Annotated in this window: 15 protein-coding genes; 4 read left to right on the top strand and 11 right to left on the bottom strand. The window is 70.5% G+C overall.

Annotated features, from left to right (window positions below; genetic code table 11):
* The first annotated feature begins 73 nt into the window (after positions 1-73).
* A complete protein-coding gene (locus DFQ15_RS10490; RefSeq protein WP_110465969.1) occupies positions 74-1,405 on the top strand; it encodes a sensor histidine kinase in 1,332 nt (443 codons plus the stop codon).
* A 100-nt stretch (positions 1,406-1,505) separates the two neighbouring features.
* On the opposite strand, the gene DFQ15_RS10485 is transcribed toward DFQ15_RS10490, so the two are convergent.
* Complete coding sequence (locus tag DFQ15_RS10485; RefSeq protein ID WP_233504408.1) at positions 1,506-2,768, bottom strand: YbfB/YjiJ family MFS transporter; 1,263 nt, start codon at positions 2,766-2,768, stop codon at positions 1,506-1,508.
* Positions 2,769-2,870: 102 nt separating this feature from the next.
* Between DFQ15_RS10485 and DFQ15_RS10480 the strand changes: the two genes are divergently transcribed.
* Positions 2,871-3,797, top strand: coding sequence for a LysR substrate-binding domain-containing protein (locus DFQ15_RS10480; RefSeq protein ID WP_110465933.1), 927 nt, complete (start codon positions 2,871-2,873; stop codon positions 3,795-3,797).
* A gap of 129 nt (positions 3,798-3,926) precedes the next feature.
* Here DFQ15_RS10480 and DFQ15_RS10475 read toward each other — a convergent pair whose 3' ends face one another.
* From DFQ15_RS10475 to lplT, 9 genes are all read right to left on the bottom strand, one after another.
* Positions 3,927-4,916, bottom strand: coding sequence for a glycosyltransferase (locus DFQ15_RS10475; RefSeq protein ID WP_110465932.1), 990 nt, complete (start codon positions 4,914-4,916; stop codon positions 3,927-3,929).
* Positions 4,894-6,195, bottom strand: coding sequence for an O-antigen ligase family protein (locus DFQ15_RS10470; RefSeq protein ID WP_110465931.1), 1,302 nt, complete (start codon positions 6,193-6,195; stop codon positions 4,894-4,896). Before DFQ15_RS10470 ends, DFQ15_RS10475 begins: the two co-directional genes overlap by 23 nt.
* Positions 6,192-6,983: a glycosyltransferase family 2 protein gene (locus DFQ15_RS10465; RefSeq protein ID WP_110465930.1), complete on the bottom strand. Its 792-nt coding sequence runs from the start codon at positions 6,981-6,983 to the stop codon at positions 6,192-6,194. The genes DFQ15_RS10470 and DFQ15_RS10465 overlap by 4 nt, the downstream gene beginning before the upstream one ends.
* An 88-nt stretch (positions 6,984-7,071) precedes the next feature.
* Positions 7,072-7,272 (bottom strand): zinc-finger domain-containing protein, encoded by a 201-nt coding sequence (locus DFQ15_RS10460; protein WP_055843061.1) that lies wholly within the window; start codon positions 7,270-7,272, stop codon positions 7,072-7,074.
* A 64-nt stretch (positions 7,273-7,336) separates the two neighbouring features.
* The gene (locus tag DFQ15_RS10455) at positions 7,337-8,281 is read right to left on the bottom strand and encodes a branched-chain amino acid transaminase (protein ID WP_110465928.1); all 945 of its coding nucleotides are present in this window, start codon (positions 8,279-8,281) and stop codon (positions 7,337-7,339) included.
* A gap of 55 nt (positions 8,282-8,336) precedes the next feature.
* The gene (locus DFQ15_RS10450; RefSeq protein ID WP_110465927.1) at positions 8,337-8,789 is read right to left on the bottom strand and encodes a glycerate kinase; all 453 of its coding nucleotides are present in this window, start codon (positions 8,787-8,789) and stop codon (positions 8,337-8,339) included.
* A gap of 33 nt (positions 8,790-8,822) precedes the next feature.
* Positions 8,823-10,511: an alpha,alpha-trehalase TreF gene (treF, locus tag DFQ15_RS10445; RefSeq protein WP_110465967.1), complete on the bottom strand. Its 1,689-nt coding sequence runs from the start codon at positions 10,509-10,511 to the stop codon at positions 8,823-8,825.
* A 71-nt stretch (positions 10,512-10,582) separates the two neighbouring features.
* Complete coding sequence (locus tag DFQ15_RS10440) at positions 10,583-11,473, bottom strand: DMT family transporter (RefSeq protein ID WP_233504406.1); 891 nt, start codon at positions 11,471-11,473, stop codon at positions 10,583-10,585.
* Positions 11,474-11,657: 184 nt separating this feature from the next.
* A complete protein-coding gene (gene lplT, locus DFQ15_RS10435) occupies positions 11,658-12,962 on the bottom strand; it encodes a lysophospholipid transporter LplT (RefSeq protein ID WP_110465926.1) in 1,305 nt (434 codons plus the stop codon).
* Positions 12,963-13,166: 204 nt separating this feature from the next.
* On the opposite strand from lplT, the gene alr reads away from it, so the two are divergent.
* A complete protein-coding gene (alr, locus tag DFQ15_RS10430; RefSeq protein ID WP_110465925.1) occupies positions 13,167-14,318 on the top strand; it encodes an alanine racemase in 1,152 nt (383 codons plus the stop codon).
* A complete protein-coding gene (locus DFQ15_RS10425; protein WP_110465924.1) occupies positions 14,315-15,094 on the top strand; it encodes a hypothetical protein in 780 nt (259 codons plus the stop codon). The genes alr and DFQ15_RS10425 overlap by 4 nt, the downstream gene beginning before the upstream one ends.
* 96 nt (positions 15,095-15,190) lie before the next feature.
* On the opposite strand, the gene DFQ15_RS10420 is transcribed toward DFQ15_RS10425, so the two are convergent.
* Positions 15,191-15,652: a PA2169 family four-helix-bundle protein gene (locus tag DFQ15_RS10420; RefSeq protein WP_110465923.1), complete on the bottom strand. Its 462-nt coding sequence runs from the start codon at positions 15,650-15,652 to the stop codon at positions 15,191-15,193.
* Positions 15,653-16,074 lie beyond the last annotated feature (422 nt).

Raw genomic sequence — 16,074 nt, 5'->3', positions numbered from 1 at the left:
ATCCGCGGTGGTCCCGGTAGGGCATCCCGCGCCCTGTATGCCGCTGGAGTCCGAGAATAAAAAGGATTTGCCGATGCGTGCGCAAACAACCGAGATACCGCCGCCGCGCCAGTCGCGCTCCGGGCCACTGGCGCGCCTGGGGCAGCGGCTGTACGTGCGCATCTGGCTGGCGGTGCTGCTGGCGGTGGCGGTGCTGACGCTGCTGGTCGGATGGGCCTGGCAGATGGCCGCCGATCCGCCGCCGCGGGAGCTGATCGTGCGTAACGTCGAGGGCGGCGTGGTCGGCAACGGCATCCTGCGGCGGCGCATCCCGCCCGGCGAGGCGCCACCCGATACCGGCCCCAGCGACAAGCCGTTTCCGCCCAACCTGCACCCGCCGCCGCCGCCGCGCACCGGCCCCGAGTTCGTGGTCACGATGGGCGACGGCCAGCTGCTCACGATGCACCTGCAGCGCCCGCCCGGCGGCTTCTGGAACAAGCCGCCCTTCGGCTTCTTCTGGACGCTGGGGCTGGTGGCGGTGGCGGTGGCGCTGGCCACCTACCCGATCATTCGCAAGCTCACCCGGCGGCTGGAACGGCTGCAGCAGGGCGTCGAGAGCTGGGGCCGCGGCGACCTGGCCGCGCGGGTGCCGGTGCAGGGCGCCGACGAGGTCGCGTTCCTGGCGCGCCGCTTCAACCATGCGGCAGAGCGGATCGAGACGCTGGTCGAATCGCACCGCACCCTGCTGGCCAACGCGTCGCACGAACTGCGCTCGCCGCTCACCCGCATCCGTATGGGGCTGGAGCTGATGGGCGGCACGCCGTCGCCTGCCTTCAAGGCCGAGATCGCCCGCAACATCGCCGAACTCGACCAGCTGATCGACGAGATCCTGCTGGCCAGCCGACTCGATGCGCAGGAGGCCGACGTCGGCACCGAAGAACCGGTCGACCTGACCGGCCTGGCGGCCGAGGAATGCGCCCGCGTCGGCGCCGAGCTGCAGGTCGATCCCAACGCCGCCGACGTGGAGGTCCACGGCGTGGCCCGCCTGATGCGCCGTGCGGTGCGCAACCTGCTGGAGAACGCCCGCCGCTACAGCCAGGGCGAGATCGCGCTGATCCTGCAGCGCGAAACCGCCCCGCCGGGCCGCCCCGGCCGCGCGGTGCTGCGCGTCTGCGACCACGGCCCGGGAGTGCCGCCCGAGCAGCGCGACCGCATCTTCGAGCCCTTCTATCGCCTGCCCGGCGCCAGCGAGCGCGACGGCGGTGTCGGCCTGGGCCTGGCCCTGGTCCGCTCGATCGCACTGCGCCACGGCGGCACCGTCCGCTGCGAGGACCGCCCCGATGGCGGGCCGGGCGCGTGCTTCGTGCTGGAGATGCCGCTGGAGACGGCGAGGGTGCTGGCGGGCGAGAGCGGCGCGGCAGGCTGAAACGGGCCGGGTCGTGTCGACCGTCTACGGTTCCTACGCCCGCAGGAAATAGCCGGTTCAGCCGGCGACCCGGCCGTGTAAATCCTGCGCTCGCAGGAATTCAGGCAGCGCCGGCAGCGCGCGTGCGGACCTGTAATGGCCAACGCCTCCACATCACCCCGTACACCACCGCCCCCAGCACCAGCGAACTGGCCGCCAGCGCCAGCGCCCAGTGGAATCCCTCGGCCCGCGAGGCCGCATGCGACAGCAGCAGCGCCACCAGGGGCGGCCCGGCGATCTGGCCGATGCCGTAGAGGGCCGTCAGCAGGCCGGTGAAGCTCGCACCGGCGGCGGGCCATTCGCGGCGGGCCTCCTGCAGCGCGAAGAAGGTGATTGCGGTGAAGGGCAGGCCAAGCAGCAGGCTGCCCAGCGCGAACCCCGCGGGACCCGGCCACACCATGCCGAGGACGATGGCCGCGGCCTGCACCAGGTAGCACGCCGCCAGCAGCAGGCGCCGGTCGCGGGCCTGGGCCACGCGGGTCGAGAGCAGGGCACCCAGCGCCACGCCGCCGCCGAACATCGGCCAGAACAGGTCGGGCCAGGGCGAACCGGCCGGCAGCACGGTGCGGGCGATCACCGGCAGGAAGGTGGCGGTAACGATGTAGCCGAAGCCGGCCAGCCCGTAGGCGATGGCGAGCAGCGCCCGCTCGGCGGCCGGCGACGGTGCGGGCGCCGCCGGCGTACCGTTCGCCGGCCCGCCGGCCGGACCGGCCTCGCCGCCGCGCCCCAGCACAGGCCAGACGAAGGCGGTCAGCAGTGCGGCCAGCCCGCCGAAGACCGCCCATCCGGTGGCCGCGCTCTGGTGCGCCGCCACCATCGCGCTGGCCGACAGACCGGTCAGCGCGATGCCCAGCCCCGGCCCGCAGAAGATCAACCCGCCGAGCGCCGGCGTGCCCAGCGCGGACAGCCGGCCCATGCACCAGTGCGAGGTCGAGAGGAACACCATCGCGCTCACCACTCCGGCGGTGAACCGCAGCGTCGGCCAGCCGTCCTGCCAGGGCAGCGCCAGCCCCAGCGTCAGCAGCACCGTCGCCACCAGCCCGCCGCGCGCCAGCACCGCACCCGGTACCGCCCGGCCGAGCCGGCGGCTCAACCAGGGCAGGGCCATGTAAAGCAAGGCCCCGACCAGGTAGCCGATGTAGTTGGCGGTCGCCAGCCAGCTGCCGGCGGCCAAGTCGATCACGCCGTCGTGCAGCATCATCGGCAGCAGCGGTGTGAAGGCGAAACGGCCGATGCCCAGGGCAGCCGCCAGGGTGGCGGTGCCCGCGATGGCGATGTGCAGGGGCCGGTCGGGGCGGATGCGGAAGATGTAGGGAAGCGGCACGGGAAGAACGGGTAAAGCCCACGCCACGTCGGCGTCTTTCCATCTTATCAAGAGAATGAAAATATAGAATCCATCCTCATCGAAGATTTACAGGGGATGCGAGTGGACTTGGCGGCGCTGGAAATCTTCCGCACCGTGGCGACCGAAGGCAGCATCACCCGCGCGGCCGAGCGGCTGGGCCGGGTGCAGTCGAACGTGACGACCCGGGTGCAGCAGCTAGAAGACAGCCTGGCCACCGCGCTGTTCCTGCGCGAAGGCAAGCGCATGGCGCTTACGGCCGAGGGCCGCACCCTGCTCGGCTATGCCGACCGTCTGCTGGCCCTGGCCGCGGAGGCCCGCCAGGCAATGCGCCCGGCGCAGCCCGCCGGTCGGCTGCGCCTGGGCTCGATGGAGAGCACCGCCGCCAGCCGGCTGCCCGGGCCGCTGGCGCATTTCCACCGGCAGTGGCCGGACGTGGCGCTGGAACTCGCCATCGCCTCCAGTCAACAGCTGATCGACCGCCTGGAAGCGCATGCGCTCGACGCGATCCTGGTCGCCTGGCCGCCAGGCGATCCGCCCGGCCCGGGGCTGGACGCGGTGGCGCTCTACGTGGAAGAACTAATGCTGGCCCTGCCGGCCGGCCATCCGCCGATAGCAGGCCCCGCCGACGTGCAGCCCGGCACGCTGGCCGCCTTCGAAGCCGGTTGCACCTACCGCCGCATCGCCCAGGCCTGGCTGGGGCCCCGGCCCCGGCCGATGCAGCTGCTGGAACTGGGTTCCTACCACGCGATCCTGGCCTGCGTGACGGCCGGCACCTGCGTGGCCGTGGTGCCCCGCTCGGTGCTGGCGATGACCCGCGTGCCGCCCGAACTGCGGCTGCATCCGCTCTGCACGGTCGACACCCTGCTGGTGCGGCGCAGCGGCTACCGGTCGGCCGCGCTGGATGCGCTGCAGGCGGCGCTGCAGGACAGTTACCGGACCGGCGCGGCACCAGCGTCGACGACGTTCGATGCGCACGCCGCCACAGCCGGTGGATCGGCCTTTCGATAGCGTGCATATGCCGACACGCCGGCGCTCGGCGACCGTGCTGTCCGACGCTGCCGCCGAGGTGCGCCGCCGCACCGGCCGGCCCGTCGGCCCCGACTTTGGACTTGCTCCTGACGGCGCTACCCAGCCCCGTCAGTTGCGCCAGGCCAGTTCCCGCGCCTGCCCCTGGATCACCGGCTGCGTATCGTGCAGTTTCTCGCCGGCCAGCACTTGCTCGTAGACCCGCAGGTAGTCGGCGGCCATGCGTTCGGCGCCGAAGTGTTCGACGACGTGGTCGTGGCAGCGGCGCGGATCGAAGCGGTTGGCGCGCACCGCCCCGGCCAGGGCGTCCGCGTTGTCGGCCAGCACGCCGCAGTCGTGCGGCACCAGCTCGGGCAGGGCACCGTAAGGCGTCGCGAAGACCGGGCAGCCGAAGTACAGGCTCTCGATGATCGCCAGGCCGAAGGGCTCGTGCCAGCGAACCGGGAAAATCATGCCGCGTGATCCGTTGAGCAATGCGTTCTTGGTCACGCCGCCCACCATGCCGTGGAAGCGGATGCGGCGCGAGAAAGTGTAGCGAAAGCCGCGCTTCCAGTTGAGCCGATCGCCGCCCAGCACGTCCAGCAGCACGCCGGCTTTCTGCGCCACCTGAATGGCGCCAGCGACGTTCTTGACACGCCAGGCGGCCTTGCCGAGGAAGTGGTAGTACCCGCGCGGCCGATCGAAATCGACCGGGCCGTAGGCCGACCAGTCGAGGCCGTTGTGCACATAGCGGTTAGAGCCGTAGCGCGCCGCATGGTCGCGCGAGAGGAACACGGTGTTGAGCGGCAACGGCCGGGGCTTGCGGGCGTTGCCGTGCTCGGTCACCAGGTAGGGCCTGCCCAGCGCGTCTTCGGACGCGAACTTGGGATGGAACTGGAAATGGACGATGTCGACCTCGGCCGGCACCTGCTCGGCCCAGGCCCGCTCGGTGTCGATCGGCAGGACGTTGGTCGCGAAGTCGCAGTGCGAGCCCGCCGGCACCAAATAGCTCACCCGGTGGCCGCGCTGCACCAGCGCCCGGCCCAGGTCCCAGATGACGCGCTCGGTGCCGCCGTACGCGAACACCGGGATCGGCGAGTTATTGACGAGCAGGACATGCATCGGCCGGGGCTCCGGTGGCGGGCGGGGCGGCCGCCCTCGCCTCGTGGCCGCGCAGGCAGCCGTAGACCAGCAGGGTGAAGAACAGGTAGCACATGTTGCCGCTGTTGTGTGCCATGAACACCTGGGTCAGCCCGAAGGCGATGCAACAGACGGGCACCAGCACGCCCACCACCCGCAGCGCCAGAGCGGTCGGATCGGGGTCGGGGTCGGGGCAGGGGCGCAGCCCGCGGCGCGGCCAGAACAGCCACAGCGGGACCGCGTAGAAGAACAGCAGCGCCGTCACGCCGGGCAGTCCGCGCTTGGCGAAAATGTCGAGCACCTCGTTGTGCGCATGGCTGAAGCTGAGCACGCTGGGGTGGGCCAGGCCGGCGTGCACCCGGCGGGCCTTTTCCACCTCGTAGCCGTTCTGCGTCCAGCCGGTCAGGGGCCGGTCCCAGCCCATCTGCCAAGCCAGTTTCCAGTGCGACAGCCGCTGGCCGACGGAAGTGACCTCCTGGTCGCCCTTCTCGTACTGCTGCAGCTCGGTGCGGGCCTTTTCCAGGCGGTAGTCGATCATGTGCGGCTGCGTCAGGCCGAGCAGGCCGATGCCGACCACGGCTGCCGCCAGCACCCGCAGCATCTGCTTGTGCGGCAGGTGGCACCAGAGCAGCACCACCAGCACCGGCAGCACCACCACCAGCGCCAACCAACCGCCGCGCGTCTCCGACAGCACCGACGCCAGCCCGCCCAGCAAGGCCCCCAGCAGCAGCACCGCGCGCTGCCAATGTCGGGCGAAGCCCGGCGGCCGTACCGCGAACAAGGTGAGGCACATCAGACCCAGCAGCAGCGCCAGATCGCCGAACTGGATCGCGTTGGTGTAGCCCATCGCCCGCGGCAGGTGCGGCACCGCGCGCTGGTAGAGCGCGATGCCGCCGCTGCCGATGGCGCCGATCGCGATGCCCCAGAAGAACGGCTTGACCCGCGGCGCGTACACATGCACCAGCAGCAGGCAGGGCAGCGCGATCATGTACTTGGTGGGCCGGTCGAAGCCGCCCCAGTCGGTCCGGCCGGAGCGCGAGTCCAGCAGCCAGAAAAAAGCCATCGCCACGATCGAGAGCGCCAACCAGCCGGCGCCCTCCAGCGGTCGGATGCGCCGGTCGCCGAGCGGCAGCAGCACCAGCGCGCCGAGCAGCAGCACCGCCGCACCGATGGAATAGCCCGAGGGCAGCCACAGCGCCAGCCCGGGTATGAGAAAGGCCGCCGCCGAGACCAGCGGCACCGCATAGCGCTCCACCTTCATCGGACGACCTGTCCGGTGAGGTGCGCGCGGTCGTACGACAGCGCGGCGTAGCGGAAGAAACTCTCCAGCGCGACGAACAGGCAGTACAGGAAGCCCGCGCCGCCGCAGAGGAAGCCGAGGCGCAGCACGTACAGCCGCAAGAACATGCTCAGGCCCGAAGCCAGGCCCCGCAGCACGCCGCCGCGCTTGCCGAGCGCGGCGCGCTTGGCGGCGCCCAGCATCGCGTACTGGGTAAGTTTTTCCAGGCTGCCGCGCACCGTCTCGCGCGAGTGGTGCAGCAAGGGCGCACGCACCAGGTGACGCGGCAGCGGTTCGCCCTGCAGCTGCGCCTCCTCGTGGACCACGCCGGTGAATTCGCGCAGCAGTTCGCGGGGGAACAGGCGCTCGATATGCGACTGCGCGCGGTACCAGGTGAGCGGCCGGCCGAAGGCGACCATGCGCCAGCGGATCTTCCAGACGCCGCGGGCGCCGCTCTGCACGATGGCCTGCAGCTCGTCGCGCAGTTCGGATGTCATCTGTTCGTCGGCATCGAGAAAGAACACGTAGTCGCCGGTGCAATGCGCCAGCAGCCGATTGCGCTGCACCGCGAAACCCTGCCAGTCGGGATGGGAGAACACCCGGGCGCCGGCGGCCTCGGCCGCGGCCATGGTGCCGTCGGTGCTGCCGCTGTCGACCACGACCAGCTCGTGCGCGATCGACGCCGCGCTGTCCAGGCAGTCGCGGATCCGATGAGCTTCGTTGCGGGTGAGAACCGCGACCGACAGCGTGGGCGTGCGCACAGCGGCCATCGGCCGGTCAACGCCGCCTGCGCGGTCGCCGTGTAGGGATTGCAAGAGAGGAAGGCCCGGGAAGCGGAAGGCGGTCGGCGCGCGCGGCTCAGTGGCCGGCACGCACCGTTTCGCCCGCTCGCAGGCGGTAGACCGTGCCGCAGTACGGGCACTTGGCCTCGCCGGAGTGCGCCACGTCCAGGTACACCTTGGGATGGGTGTTCCAGAGCTTCATGTCGGCCTTGGGGCTCGGGCAGAAGACGCCGCCGTTGGCGTTGAGGTCGGCCGCCACGAGTTCGACCACGACCACCGGGCGCTTCACCGACGCGGCCAGGTTGGAAGGGTGGGAGGGATGGGAAGGGACAGTCATCGCGTCAGACCTTGGTGAGCCAGTGAGCGTACTTGGGATTGCGGCCGTTGACGATGTCGAAGAACGCCGACTGAATCTTCCCGGTGACCGGACCGCGCGAGCCCGGGCCGATCTCGATGCGGTCGAACTCGCGGATCGGCGTGACTTCGGCGGCGGTGCCGGTGAAGAAGGCCTCGTCGGCGATGTAGACCTCGTCGCGGGTGATGCGCTTCTGCACCAGTTCGATGCCGAGGTCCTTGCAGATGTGCAGAATCGTGTTGCGGGTGATGCCGTTCAGCGCGCCGGCCGACAGGTCGGGCGTGTAGACCACGCCGCCCTTGACCACGAATACGTTCTCGCCCGCGCCTTCCGACACGAAGCCCGAGGCGTCGAGCAGCAAAGCCTCGTCGTAGCCGTCGTCGAGCGCCTCCATGTTGGCGAGGATCGAGTTGGTGTAGTTGCTCACCGCCTTGGCCTGCGTCATCGTGATGTTGACGTGGTGGCGGGTGTAGCTCGAAGTCTTGACGCGGATGCCGCGCTGCATGCCTTCGTCGCCCAGGTAGGCGCCCCAAGACCAGGCCGCGACCATCGCGTGGATGGTGTTGCCGCGTGGGCTGACGCCCAGCTTCTCGGAGCCGATCCAGGCCAGCGGCCGCAGGTAGCACGAGGCCAGCTGGTTCTCGCGCACCACCGTCCGGTGCGCCTCGTTGATCTCGTCCTGGGTGAAGGGCAGCTTCATCCGCAGTATCTTGGCGCTGTTGAACAGGCGCTCGGTATGCTCATGCAGCCGGAAGATCGCGGTGCCGTCGACCGTCTCGTAGGCACGCACGCCTTCGAAGACACCGCAGCCGTAGTGCAGCGTGTGGGTCAGGACGTGGATCTTGGCGTCGCGCCAGTCGACGAGCTGGCCGTCCATCCAGATCTTGCCGTCGCGGTCGGACAGGGAGGGCGCGGGGGGGACGAGGCTCATGCGGGGTGTCCTTGGGTGTCCGGAAAAAGGATCGAGGTCGGGGAAACCCGGGATTTTAAGGCGTGCCGGCCGTCGGAGCACCGGCGACACGGGCGGTTGCGCCTTCGTCGGGCTCCGGCGCGGGCCGGGTGAGCTGCCAGCGGACAAGAAGGCCGCCGTCGAATGTGCAGTCCACGTACGACCGGGTGCCGTCGGTCCAGCGGTAGACCTCGGGCTGCTCGCCGACCGGGCTGCGCTGCTCGCCGAGGGCACGGGTGAGCGCCATTACATGGAGCAGGGTCGACTGCGGCTTGAGCTTGGCGTTGAGCATCACCGCGCTGCCCACGTAGCCCACCGGCCGGTCGGAGGCGCGCTTGAGCACCGTCATCATCCGGGTGAAGTGCATCAGCAGCCACATCGTGATGCCGCCGCCCACCACCGCCACGCCGCGCCAGCCGTAGGTACCGAAGGCCGCGGCCAGCAGCACCAGGCAGCCGACGGGCACGATCACTTTGAAGAGCTTGTTCATCCGGGCATTTTCGCAGGGCGCCGATAGCGGGATTCAGGCGCCAGGCCGGTGGCATGCACCGTGCGCCGGATGCCCGGGGCAGCCGTGCAGCAAACGGCGGGTGACGCCGTTGGTCCAGCCGAAGCCGTCCTGCAGCGGGTATTCGCCGCCGTCGCCGCCCGCGGCCGCGGTGCCGTCGCCGGTGTCGCGCATCGTGTACTTCTCGACCAGCTTGCCTTCCCGGGCATAGACGGCGCCGACGCTGTCGAGCCAACGGTGGGCGATGGTGTCGGCCAAGGCCGTGTGGCCGTAATCGGCCAGGCCGCGAATCGCCATCCACTGCAGCGGCGCCCAGCCGTTGGGGCGGTCCCACTGCTCGTGGCTCTCGGTCTCGCTGGTGGCCAGGCCGCCGGGCGCGAGCAGCCGGGCTTGCACGGTGCCGGCCAGCGCATCGGCCTGCGCCTGCGAAGCCAGGCCGGCGAAGAGCGGCACCACCGTGGCGGCGCTGAGGGCGTGGCGCAGCCGGCGATGCTCCCAGTCGTAATCGAAGAAGGCGCCCTCCTCCGCGTTCCACATCAGCCGCTGCACCGCCGCGCGGCGCGCCTCGGCCTGCCGGTCGAACCGGGCGGCGGTGGCCGCGTCGCCGGTGGTGCGGGCCAGCCGGGCGATGGTGGCCTCCAGCCGGTAGAGGAAGGCGTTCAAGTCCACCGGCAGGATGGCGGTGGTGCGGATCTCGCACAGGCGCAGCGACGGTTTCACCACGTCCTGCGGATCGCAGAGCCAGCGGCTGCTGAAGTCCCAGCCCGATTCGGCCGCCGCCCGCAGGTCGCGGTACACCGCGGGCGCCGGGCGCCGGCCGGCCTGCTGGGCCGCCGTTTCCACGTCCTCGGCATACGACTCCTCGCGCGGGGTTTCGCGGGCATCCCAGTAGCGGTTGAGCAGGGTGCCGTCGGACAGGCGCACCACGTGCTGTCCCGCCTCGCCCGGTGCGATGCTGTCGGCGCCCGCCATCCACCAGGCGTGTTCCTTGCGCAACTGGGGCAGGTAACCGGCAGCGGCCGGGCCGCCGCAGGCCTCGCACAGCTCCACCATCAGCGCGAAGACCGGCGGCTGGGAGCGGCTCAGGTAGTAGCTGCGGGTGCCGTTGGGCACGAAGTCGTAGGTGTCGATCAGGTAGGCGAAGTTGTCGGTCATCGCATGCACCAGCGCCGCCTGCCCGCTGTCGGCCATGCCGAGCATCGTGAAGTACGAATCCCAGTAGTACAGCTCGGCGAACCGCCCGCCCGGCACCACGTACGGGTGCGGCAGCTGCAGCAGGGACGATTGCGGCGGATGCGCCGCCGGGTGCCGCGTGAGCACCGGCCACAGCGCGTCGATATGGTCCACCAGCGGCTGGCCGGGGACCGAGAGGTAGTGGCAGTCGGTGGCCGGCTGCACCTCGAAATGCGCATGCACGAAGGCATGCAGGTCGAAGCCCGGCTGCGCCTGCTGCGCCCGGTAGTCGCGCAGGATGTCGGCCGGCGCATGGCGGGGCGCGCAGTCGACGAAGACCTTGCTGTCGGCGAAGACACGCGCCTTCTGCACCGCGAGGAACAGCTCCTCGTAGCGGTCCGCCGGCGACAGGGTGTCGTGTGCCGGGGCCTGGGCGGCGGCGGCCTGGCGCCGTGCGGCATCGGGCGGATCGCCTGCGCCGGGCGCGGTCGCCACCGGCGGCACGGGGTCGGGAAAGGAGGAACGCAGCATCGGCGCATTGTCCGCAGCCATGCCCGATCCCGCGTTTCGAGATGCGTGCGGCCGGTACCGCGGACTGCGCGTCAGCCGCCGCCGTGGCCGTCCTGGCGCGGCGCCCAGGCCGACCACACGGCCGCCGCCACCACCATCGCACCGCCCAACGCGATCCGCGGTGCCATGGCCGACGCGCCCAGCGCCACCGAGGACACGCTGGCGAACACCACTTCCGACAGCATCACCAGCGACGTGCCCTGCGCGGTAAGCCGGGCCGCGCCGTACTGCAGCGCCACGTTGCCCACCAGGAAGCACAACGCCAGTACCAGCGCCGTCGCCACCCAGGCCATGCCGGGCGCGGGCGGTGCCGGGACCGAACCCACCGCCAGCCCGGCCAGGGCCAGCGCCCCCGCGGTCGCGAAGCCGCCGCCGAACATCGCCAGCGTGCGGCCGGTGCCCGGCACCCCGCGCAGCCGCCGCAGCAGGATGTTGGTGAGCGAGAAGCAGAAACCGCCCGCCAAGCCGAGCCCGTCGGACAGGCTGCCCGGTGCCGGCCAGTCGGTGCCCGGCACCTTCAGGATCGTCACCACGCCGGCCACCGCCAGCGCCATGCGCAGCAGCGCCGCGGGCCGCGGCCGCTCGCCCAGCAGCGGCCAGGCCAGCACCACCGTCCAGACGGGCATCAGGTAGAACAGCATCACCACCCGCACCACGTCGCCCTGGGTCACGCCCCAATTGAAGCAGATGTTGGTGAGGCCCGCCGCACCCGCCAGCAGCCACAGCCCCGGATGCGTCCGCAGCGCCCGCCAGGCGAGCGGCCTCCACGCCGGCAGGCACGCCAGCGCGAACGCGTAGATGGTCGCCGTCGCCCACAGCGGATGTAGCCCGTGCGCCTCCAGGAGCCGAAACGGCCACCAGGCGCATCCCCAGACGAAAGCATTGAGCACCAGCGCGAGGGCGGACAGGACGGAAGAAGGCATGGAACGGCCAATGGACATCAAAACGCAGCCACAGCACTGACCGGCACGTGCGAAAAGTTGAAATGGAAACGGAGGCGGCCCCACCACCCTCAAGGGCGGAGCGAGCGGCTGCAGGACAAGGCGCAGGCGGGGTACCGGGCCCCGCAACGCCGCCTTGCAGCCGCGCAGTAGCCAGCAACCCACCTCAGTGGTGGTCGTCGTGGCGGGCAATGGCCATCAAATGCTCCACCTCGTCCTTGTGGGCGATCAGGTTGTGCGCATGCCAGCGCTGGATCGCCCACATCGCGCCGGCCACCACGACGCCGAAGCCGGTGATCGCGCCGAAGGCCGACACGCCGAACTTGGTCGACACGCTGTACATCGCGCCCAGCCCCAGAATGCAGGCCTGCTCGTTGAAGTTCTGCACCGCGATCGAACGGCCGGCGCCCATCAGGTTGTGACCGCGGTGCTGCAGCAGCGCGTTCATCGGCACCACCAGGAAGCCTCCGATGCCGCCCAGCAGGATCAGGAACGGCGCGGCCACCCAGACGTTGTCGATGAAGTTCATGCCGATCACCAGCAGGCCCATGCCGATACCGAGCGGCATCACCCGCGGCGCCATGTCGAGCCGCATCCGCATAGAGGCGACGACCGCGCCCACGGCGGTGCCGACGGCCACCACGCCCACCAGGGACGAGGCCTGGGTGGTGCTGTAGCCCAGGGCGGCCGCACTCCAGGCCAGCACGATGTAGCGCAGGTTGCCCGAGACGCCCCAGAACAGCGTGGTGGTAGACAGCGAGATTTGGCCCAGCCGGTCGCGCCACAGGCGCGAGTTGCAGCTCCAGAAATCGGGCAGCAGCTCCAGCGTATTGCGCAGCATGCCGCGCTGCGGATCCTTGCACAGCGGCCGCATCTCGACGCCGGTATGCGGGATGCGGGTGTTGAACCAGGCCGCGATCGCATAGATGAAGATCAGCAAAAAGATCGCCGCTTCGGGCGCGGTGTCGACGCTGGTATCGACGAACGGAAAATCGAACGAGAGCAGCATGCCCGACAAATGCCGGCCCACCAGTTGTCCGCCGAGCAGCACGCCCAGGATGATCGAGGAGATGGTGAGTCCCTCGATCCAGCCGTTGGCCTTCACCAGCTGCGAGGCGGGCAGCAGCTCGGTGAGGATGCCGTACTTGGCGGGCGAATAGGCCGCCGCGCCCAGGCCGACGATCGCATAAGCCGCCAGCGGATGCGCACCGAACAGCATCATCAGGCAGCCCACGACCTTGATCGCATTGCTGTAGAACATCACCGTGCCCTTGGGCCTGGCGTCGGCGAAGGCGCCCACGAACGGGGCCAGCACAACGTAGAACAGCGCGAACATCGGCACCAGCGCGGCGCGCTGCCACTCGGGCGCGCCGCCGGTGCGGAGCAATTCCACCGCCGCCACGAAAAGCGCGTTGTCGGCCAGCGACGAGAAGAACTGCGCCGACATGATCGTGTAGAAACCGCGCTTCATTCGATGGCTGACAGGCCGGCGTGGGTCCGGCAAAAAGGGTGGCAGGTCTACGGGCGACGAGGCTGAGGCGGGTTATAGCATGCGTCCCTTTGCCGTTTCGGCGGTTCCGGGGTGGCGCGGTCGGCCATGCGCGCCCTTGTCCGACAAGCCGGCAGCACCCGCGCCGACGCTGCCAGAATGCGGGTTTTCGCTGCCGCGCCTGCCATGCCACGTCCGATCCTCGCTACCGTGCATACCGAGGCGCTCCGCCACAACCTGGAGCGCGCCCGCCGGGGGGCACCCGATTCGCGGCTGTGGGCCGTCGTCAAGGCCAACGCCTACGGCCACGGCGTCGAGCGGGTGTTCGAGGGCCTGCGCGGCGCCGACGGCTTCGCGACGCTCGACCTGGCCGAGGCCGAGCGGTTGCGCGCCCTGGGCTGGCGCGGGCCCGTCCTGCTGCTGGAAGGCGTCTTCGAGCAGCGCGACCTGGAACTGTGCTCGCGCCTCGGCCTGTGGCACACGGTGCACTGCGACGAGCAGATCGACATGCTCGCCACCCACAAAACGCAGCAGCCGCACCGGGTGTTCCTGAAGATGAACAGCGGCATGAACCGGCTCGGCTTCCCGCCGCAGCGGCTGCGCACCGCCTGGACCCGCCTGGGCGCGCTGACCCAGGTCGACGAGGTCTCCCTGATGACCCATTTCAGCGACGCCGACGGCCCCGCCGGCGTCGCCCGGCAAATGGACGCCTTCCAGGAAGTGACCGACGACCTGTCGGGCGAGCGCAGCGTGAGCAACAGCGCAGCCCTGCTCCGCCATGCGGGCGACGCCCGCTACGGCGCCGCAGTGCGCGGCGACTGGGTGCGCCCCGGCATCGCTCTCTACGGCAGCGCGCCCGACTTCCCCGAGCACGACATCGCGCACTGGGACCTTCAGCCGACGATGACGCTGTCGACTCGGCTGATAGGCGTGCAGCAACTCGCCGCGGGCGACACGGTGGGCTACGGCTCCCGCTTCGTCGCCGACGGCCCGCTGCGCGTCGGCGTCGCCGCCTGCGGCTATGCCGACGGCTACCCGCGCCACTGCGACACCGGCACGCCGGTGCTGGTCGACGGCGTGCGCACCCGGCTCGTCGGACGGGTCAGCATGGACATGTTGGCGATCGACCTGACGCCGGTGCCCGGCGCCGGCTTCGGCGCCGAGGTCACGCTGTGGGGCCGGGCCGGCAGCGGCGCGGTGCTGCCGATCGACGAGGTGGCGCAGGCCGCAGGCACCGTCGGCTACGAGTTGATGTGCGCCGTCGCACCGCGGGTGCGGCTGGTGTCCGACCACGAGACCACGGACACCGCCGCACCGGCTGGCGCCCCCGGCCGGTGAAGACCCTCTCCGACTGGCGCTCGATGCGGCTTTGGCAGAGCCGCATCGAGCAGGACCTGCACCGCCGCTACTGGCTGCGGATGCACGGCTTCGGCATCGGCCTACTCACGCTGGCCTGCACCTGGGGAACCACCCACGCTTTGATCGTGGCGGGGGTCGGGTCGATGGCGGTGCGCTGGCTGATCGCGCTGGGGGTGGGCTACTGCGTCTACCTGCTGGTGCTGCGCTTCTGGGCCGCCCGGCTGGTGCGACGCGACGCGGAGTTCGAGGATCCCGGCGTGAGCGACCTGCCCGACCTGCCGCCGCAGGGCGGCGGCTCCGCTTCGCCCGCGGCGCGCAGCGGCAGCGACGACGGTGGCGGTGCCTACGGCGGTTTCGGCGAGCTGCCGGAGTCCGTCGGTTCGGCGGGCGACTGGGCGGGCGAGGCGATCGGTGCGGCCGCAGGGGCCGAAGAGGGCGTATTGGTCGCGGTGCCGGTCGTGCTGCTGTTCCTGCTGGGCTGCGGCCTGTTCTTCAGCGTGGGGTCGCTGCTGTGGCTGTATTTCGGTTTTGAATCGCTGCTGGCGGTGGCGGTGGAGTTGGCCTTCTCGATCGTCACCGCCGGCACCGTTGCCCGGGTCGCCCGGGCCGGCTGGTTGCCGGCTGTCGTGCGGCTGACCTGGAAGCCGCTGCTCGGCGCGGTGCTGTGCGCCGGCCTGCTGGGCGCGGTGCTGGATGCGCTGGTGCCCGATGCACGGGCGCTGCCGCATGCGGTTCGGCTTCTGCGGGCGCGCTGACCGTCCACACCCTCTTTCCGCGGACCGGAAGGAAAAATGCCGGCGTCGCCGGCACTTCTTGTGGCTGGCCGGTAAGCGTGCCAGGCGCTACGGCGATCAGTGCTCCAGCGCCCTGTGCTGGTCGCGCAGGGCCTTGATCTGGTCGTGGTTGCGCTGGACGCCCTGCAACTGGCGATCGACCAGGGCACGGACGCTGGCCGGCAGATCTGCCTTGGCCGCCTTGCGGTACTGGGCCAGGGCCGTGTCCTCGCCGCGCTCGGCTTCGTCGAGCAGGACCTGGTCGGTGGAGGTGGTCAGGGTGCTGCGCACCGCGACCCAGCCGCGGTGCAGCGCACCGCCGGCCGTGCCGCCGTCGTCGGGCTTGCCGCCCTGGGCGACCACTTCGTTGCGCAGCTCTGCCACCGCGCCGCGGCACTCGTCGGCACGGGCCAGGAAATTCTGCTTGAGTGCGGGCGACTTGGCATTCTCGGCCAGTTGCTTGAAGCCGTACTCGCCGTCGTGCGAGGTTTCGATGAGGTTGTTGAGTACGTCGATCACGTCGTCGCGGTCTGCTGGCATGTGTACTACTCCTTCGGATGTTTGTCGGTATGTGCAGCATCGTGTCGACTGCTGCAGCGAGAACCGCTTATCTTGTTCGCCTCCTGGCCGAAGGCTGTGGGCGTTGGGACCGATGGCCTGTAGGAGAAGCCGACGCTCCACCGGAAGTGACATCGGACACAGAGTCGGTACACAAGATGCGAGCGTTAAAGCGTCGCTGCCGCGCAGCCGGCAGCAGCCGAAGGCCTCCGCTCCGGAGCGCTGGGGCTGGCGCTCCGGCCGGTTCCAGATGGCGGTCGATGCCCGCATCTTCGGCGCGGCAGGTGCCGTATTCGGTGGGGGCGCCGTGGTGCTGGACCTGATCAGCGCGATCCACCACCGGCCGGGGTGCTACATCGCGTCGTAGGCTAAGAGCGGCTAACACAACCCTTCTGGCGTCGTTG

Origin of the sequence: Xylophilus ampelinus (assembly GCF_003217575.1) — a bacterium.
Taxonomy (GTDB): Bacteria; Pseudomonadota; Gammaproteobacteria; order Burkholderiales; family Burkholderiaceae_C; genus Xylophilus; species Xylophilus ampelinus.
The sequence above is the reverse complement of the archived record's forward strand: the minus strand, read 5'-3'. Positions and strand labels throughout refer to the sequence as shown.

What these genes read in the sequence shown, in the direction of transcription:
- DFQ15_RS10470 (WP_110465931.1), bottom strand. Translation starts at nt 6,195, where the DNA reads ATGAAGGTGGAGCGCTATGCGGTGCCGCTGGTCTCGGCGGCGGCCTTT.
- DFQ15_RS10490 (WP_110465969.1), top strand. Translation starts at nt 74, where the DNA reads ATGCGTGCGCAAACAACCGAGATACCGCCGCCGCGCCAGTCGCGCTCC.
- alr (WP_110465925.1), top strand. Translation starts at nt 13,167, where the DNA reads ATGCCACGTCCGATCCTCGCTACCGTGCATACCGAGGCGCTCCGCCAC.
- DFQ15_RS10465 (WP_110465930.1), bottom strand. Translation starts at nt 6,983, where the DNA reads ATGGCCGCTGTGCGCACGCCCACGCTGTCGGTCGCGGTTCTCACCCGC.
- DFQ15_RS10420 (WP_110465923.1), bottom strand. Translation starts at nt 15,652, where the DNA reads ATGCCAGCAGACCGCGACGACGTGATCGACGTACTCAACAACCTCATC.
- DFQ15_RS10450 (WP_110465927.1), bottom strand. Translation starts at nt 8,789, where the DNA reads ATGAACAAGCTCTTCAAAGTGATCGTGCCCGTCGGCTGCCTGGTGCTG.
- DFQ15_RS10455 (WP_110465928.1), bottom strand. Translation starts at nt 8,281, where the DNA reads ATGAGCCTCGTCCCCCCCGCGCCCTCCCTGTCCGACCGCGACGGCAAG.
- treF (WP_110465967.1), bottom strand. Translation starts at nt 10,511, where the DNA reads ATGCTGCGTTCCTCCTTTCCCGACCCCGTGCCGCCGGTGGCGACCGCG.
- DFQ15_RS10475 (WP_110465932.1), bottom strand. Translation starts at nt 4,916, where the DNA reads ATGCATGTCCTGCTCGTCAATAACTCGCCGATCCCGGTGTTCGCGTAC.
- lplT (WP_110465926.1), bottom strand. Translation starts at nt 12,962, where the DNA reads ATGAAGCGCGGTTTCTACACGATCATGTCGGCGCAGTTCTTCTCGTCG.
- DFQ15_RS10440 (WP_233504406.1), bottom strand. Translation starts at nt 11,473, where the DNA reads ATGCCTTCTTCCGTCCTGTCCGCCCTCGCGCTGGTGCTCAATGCTTTC.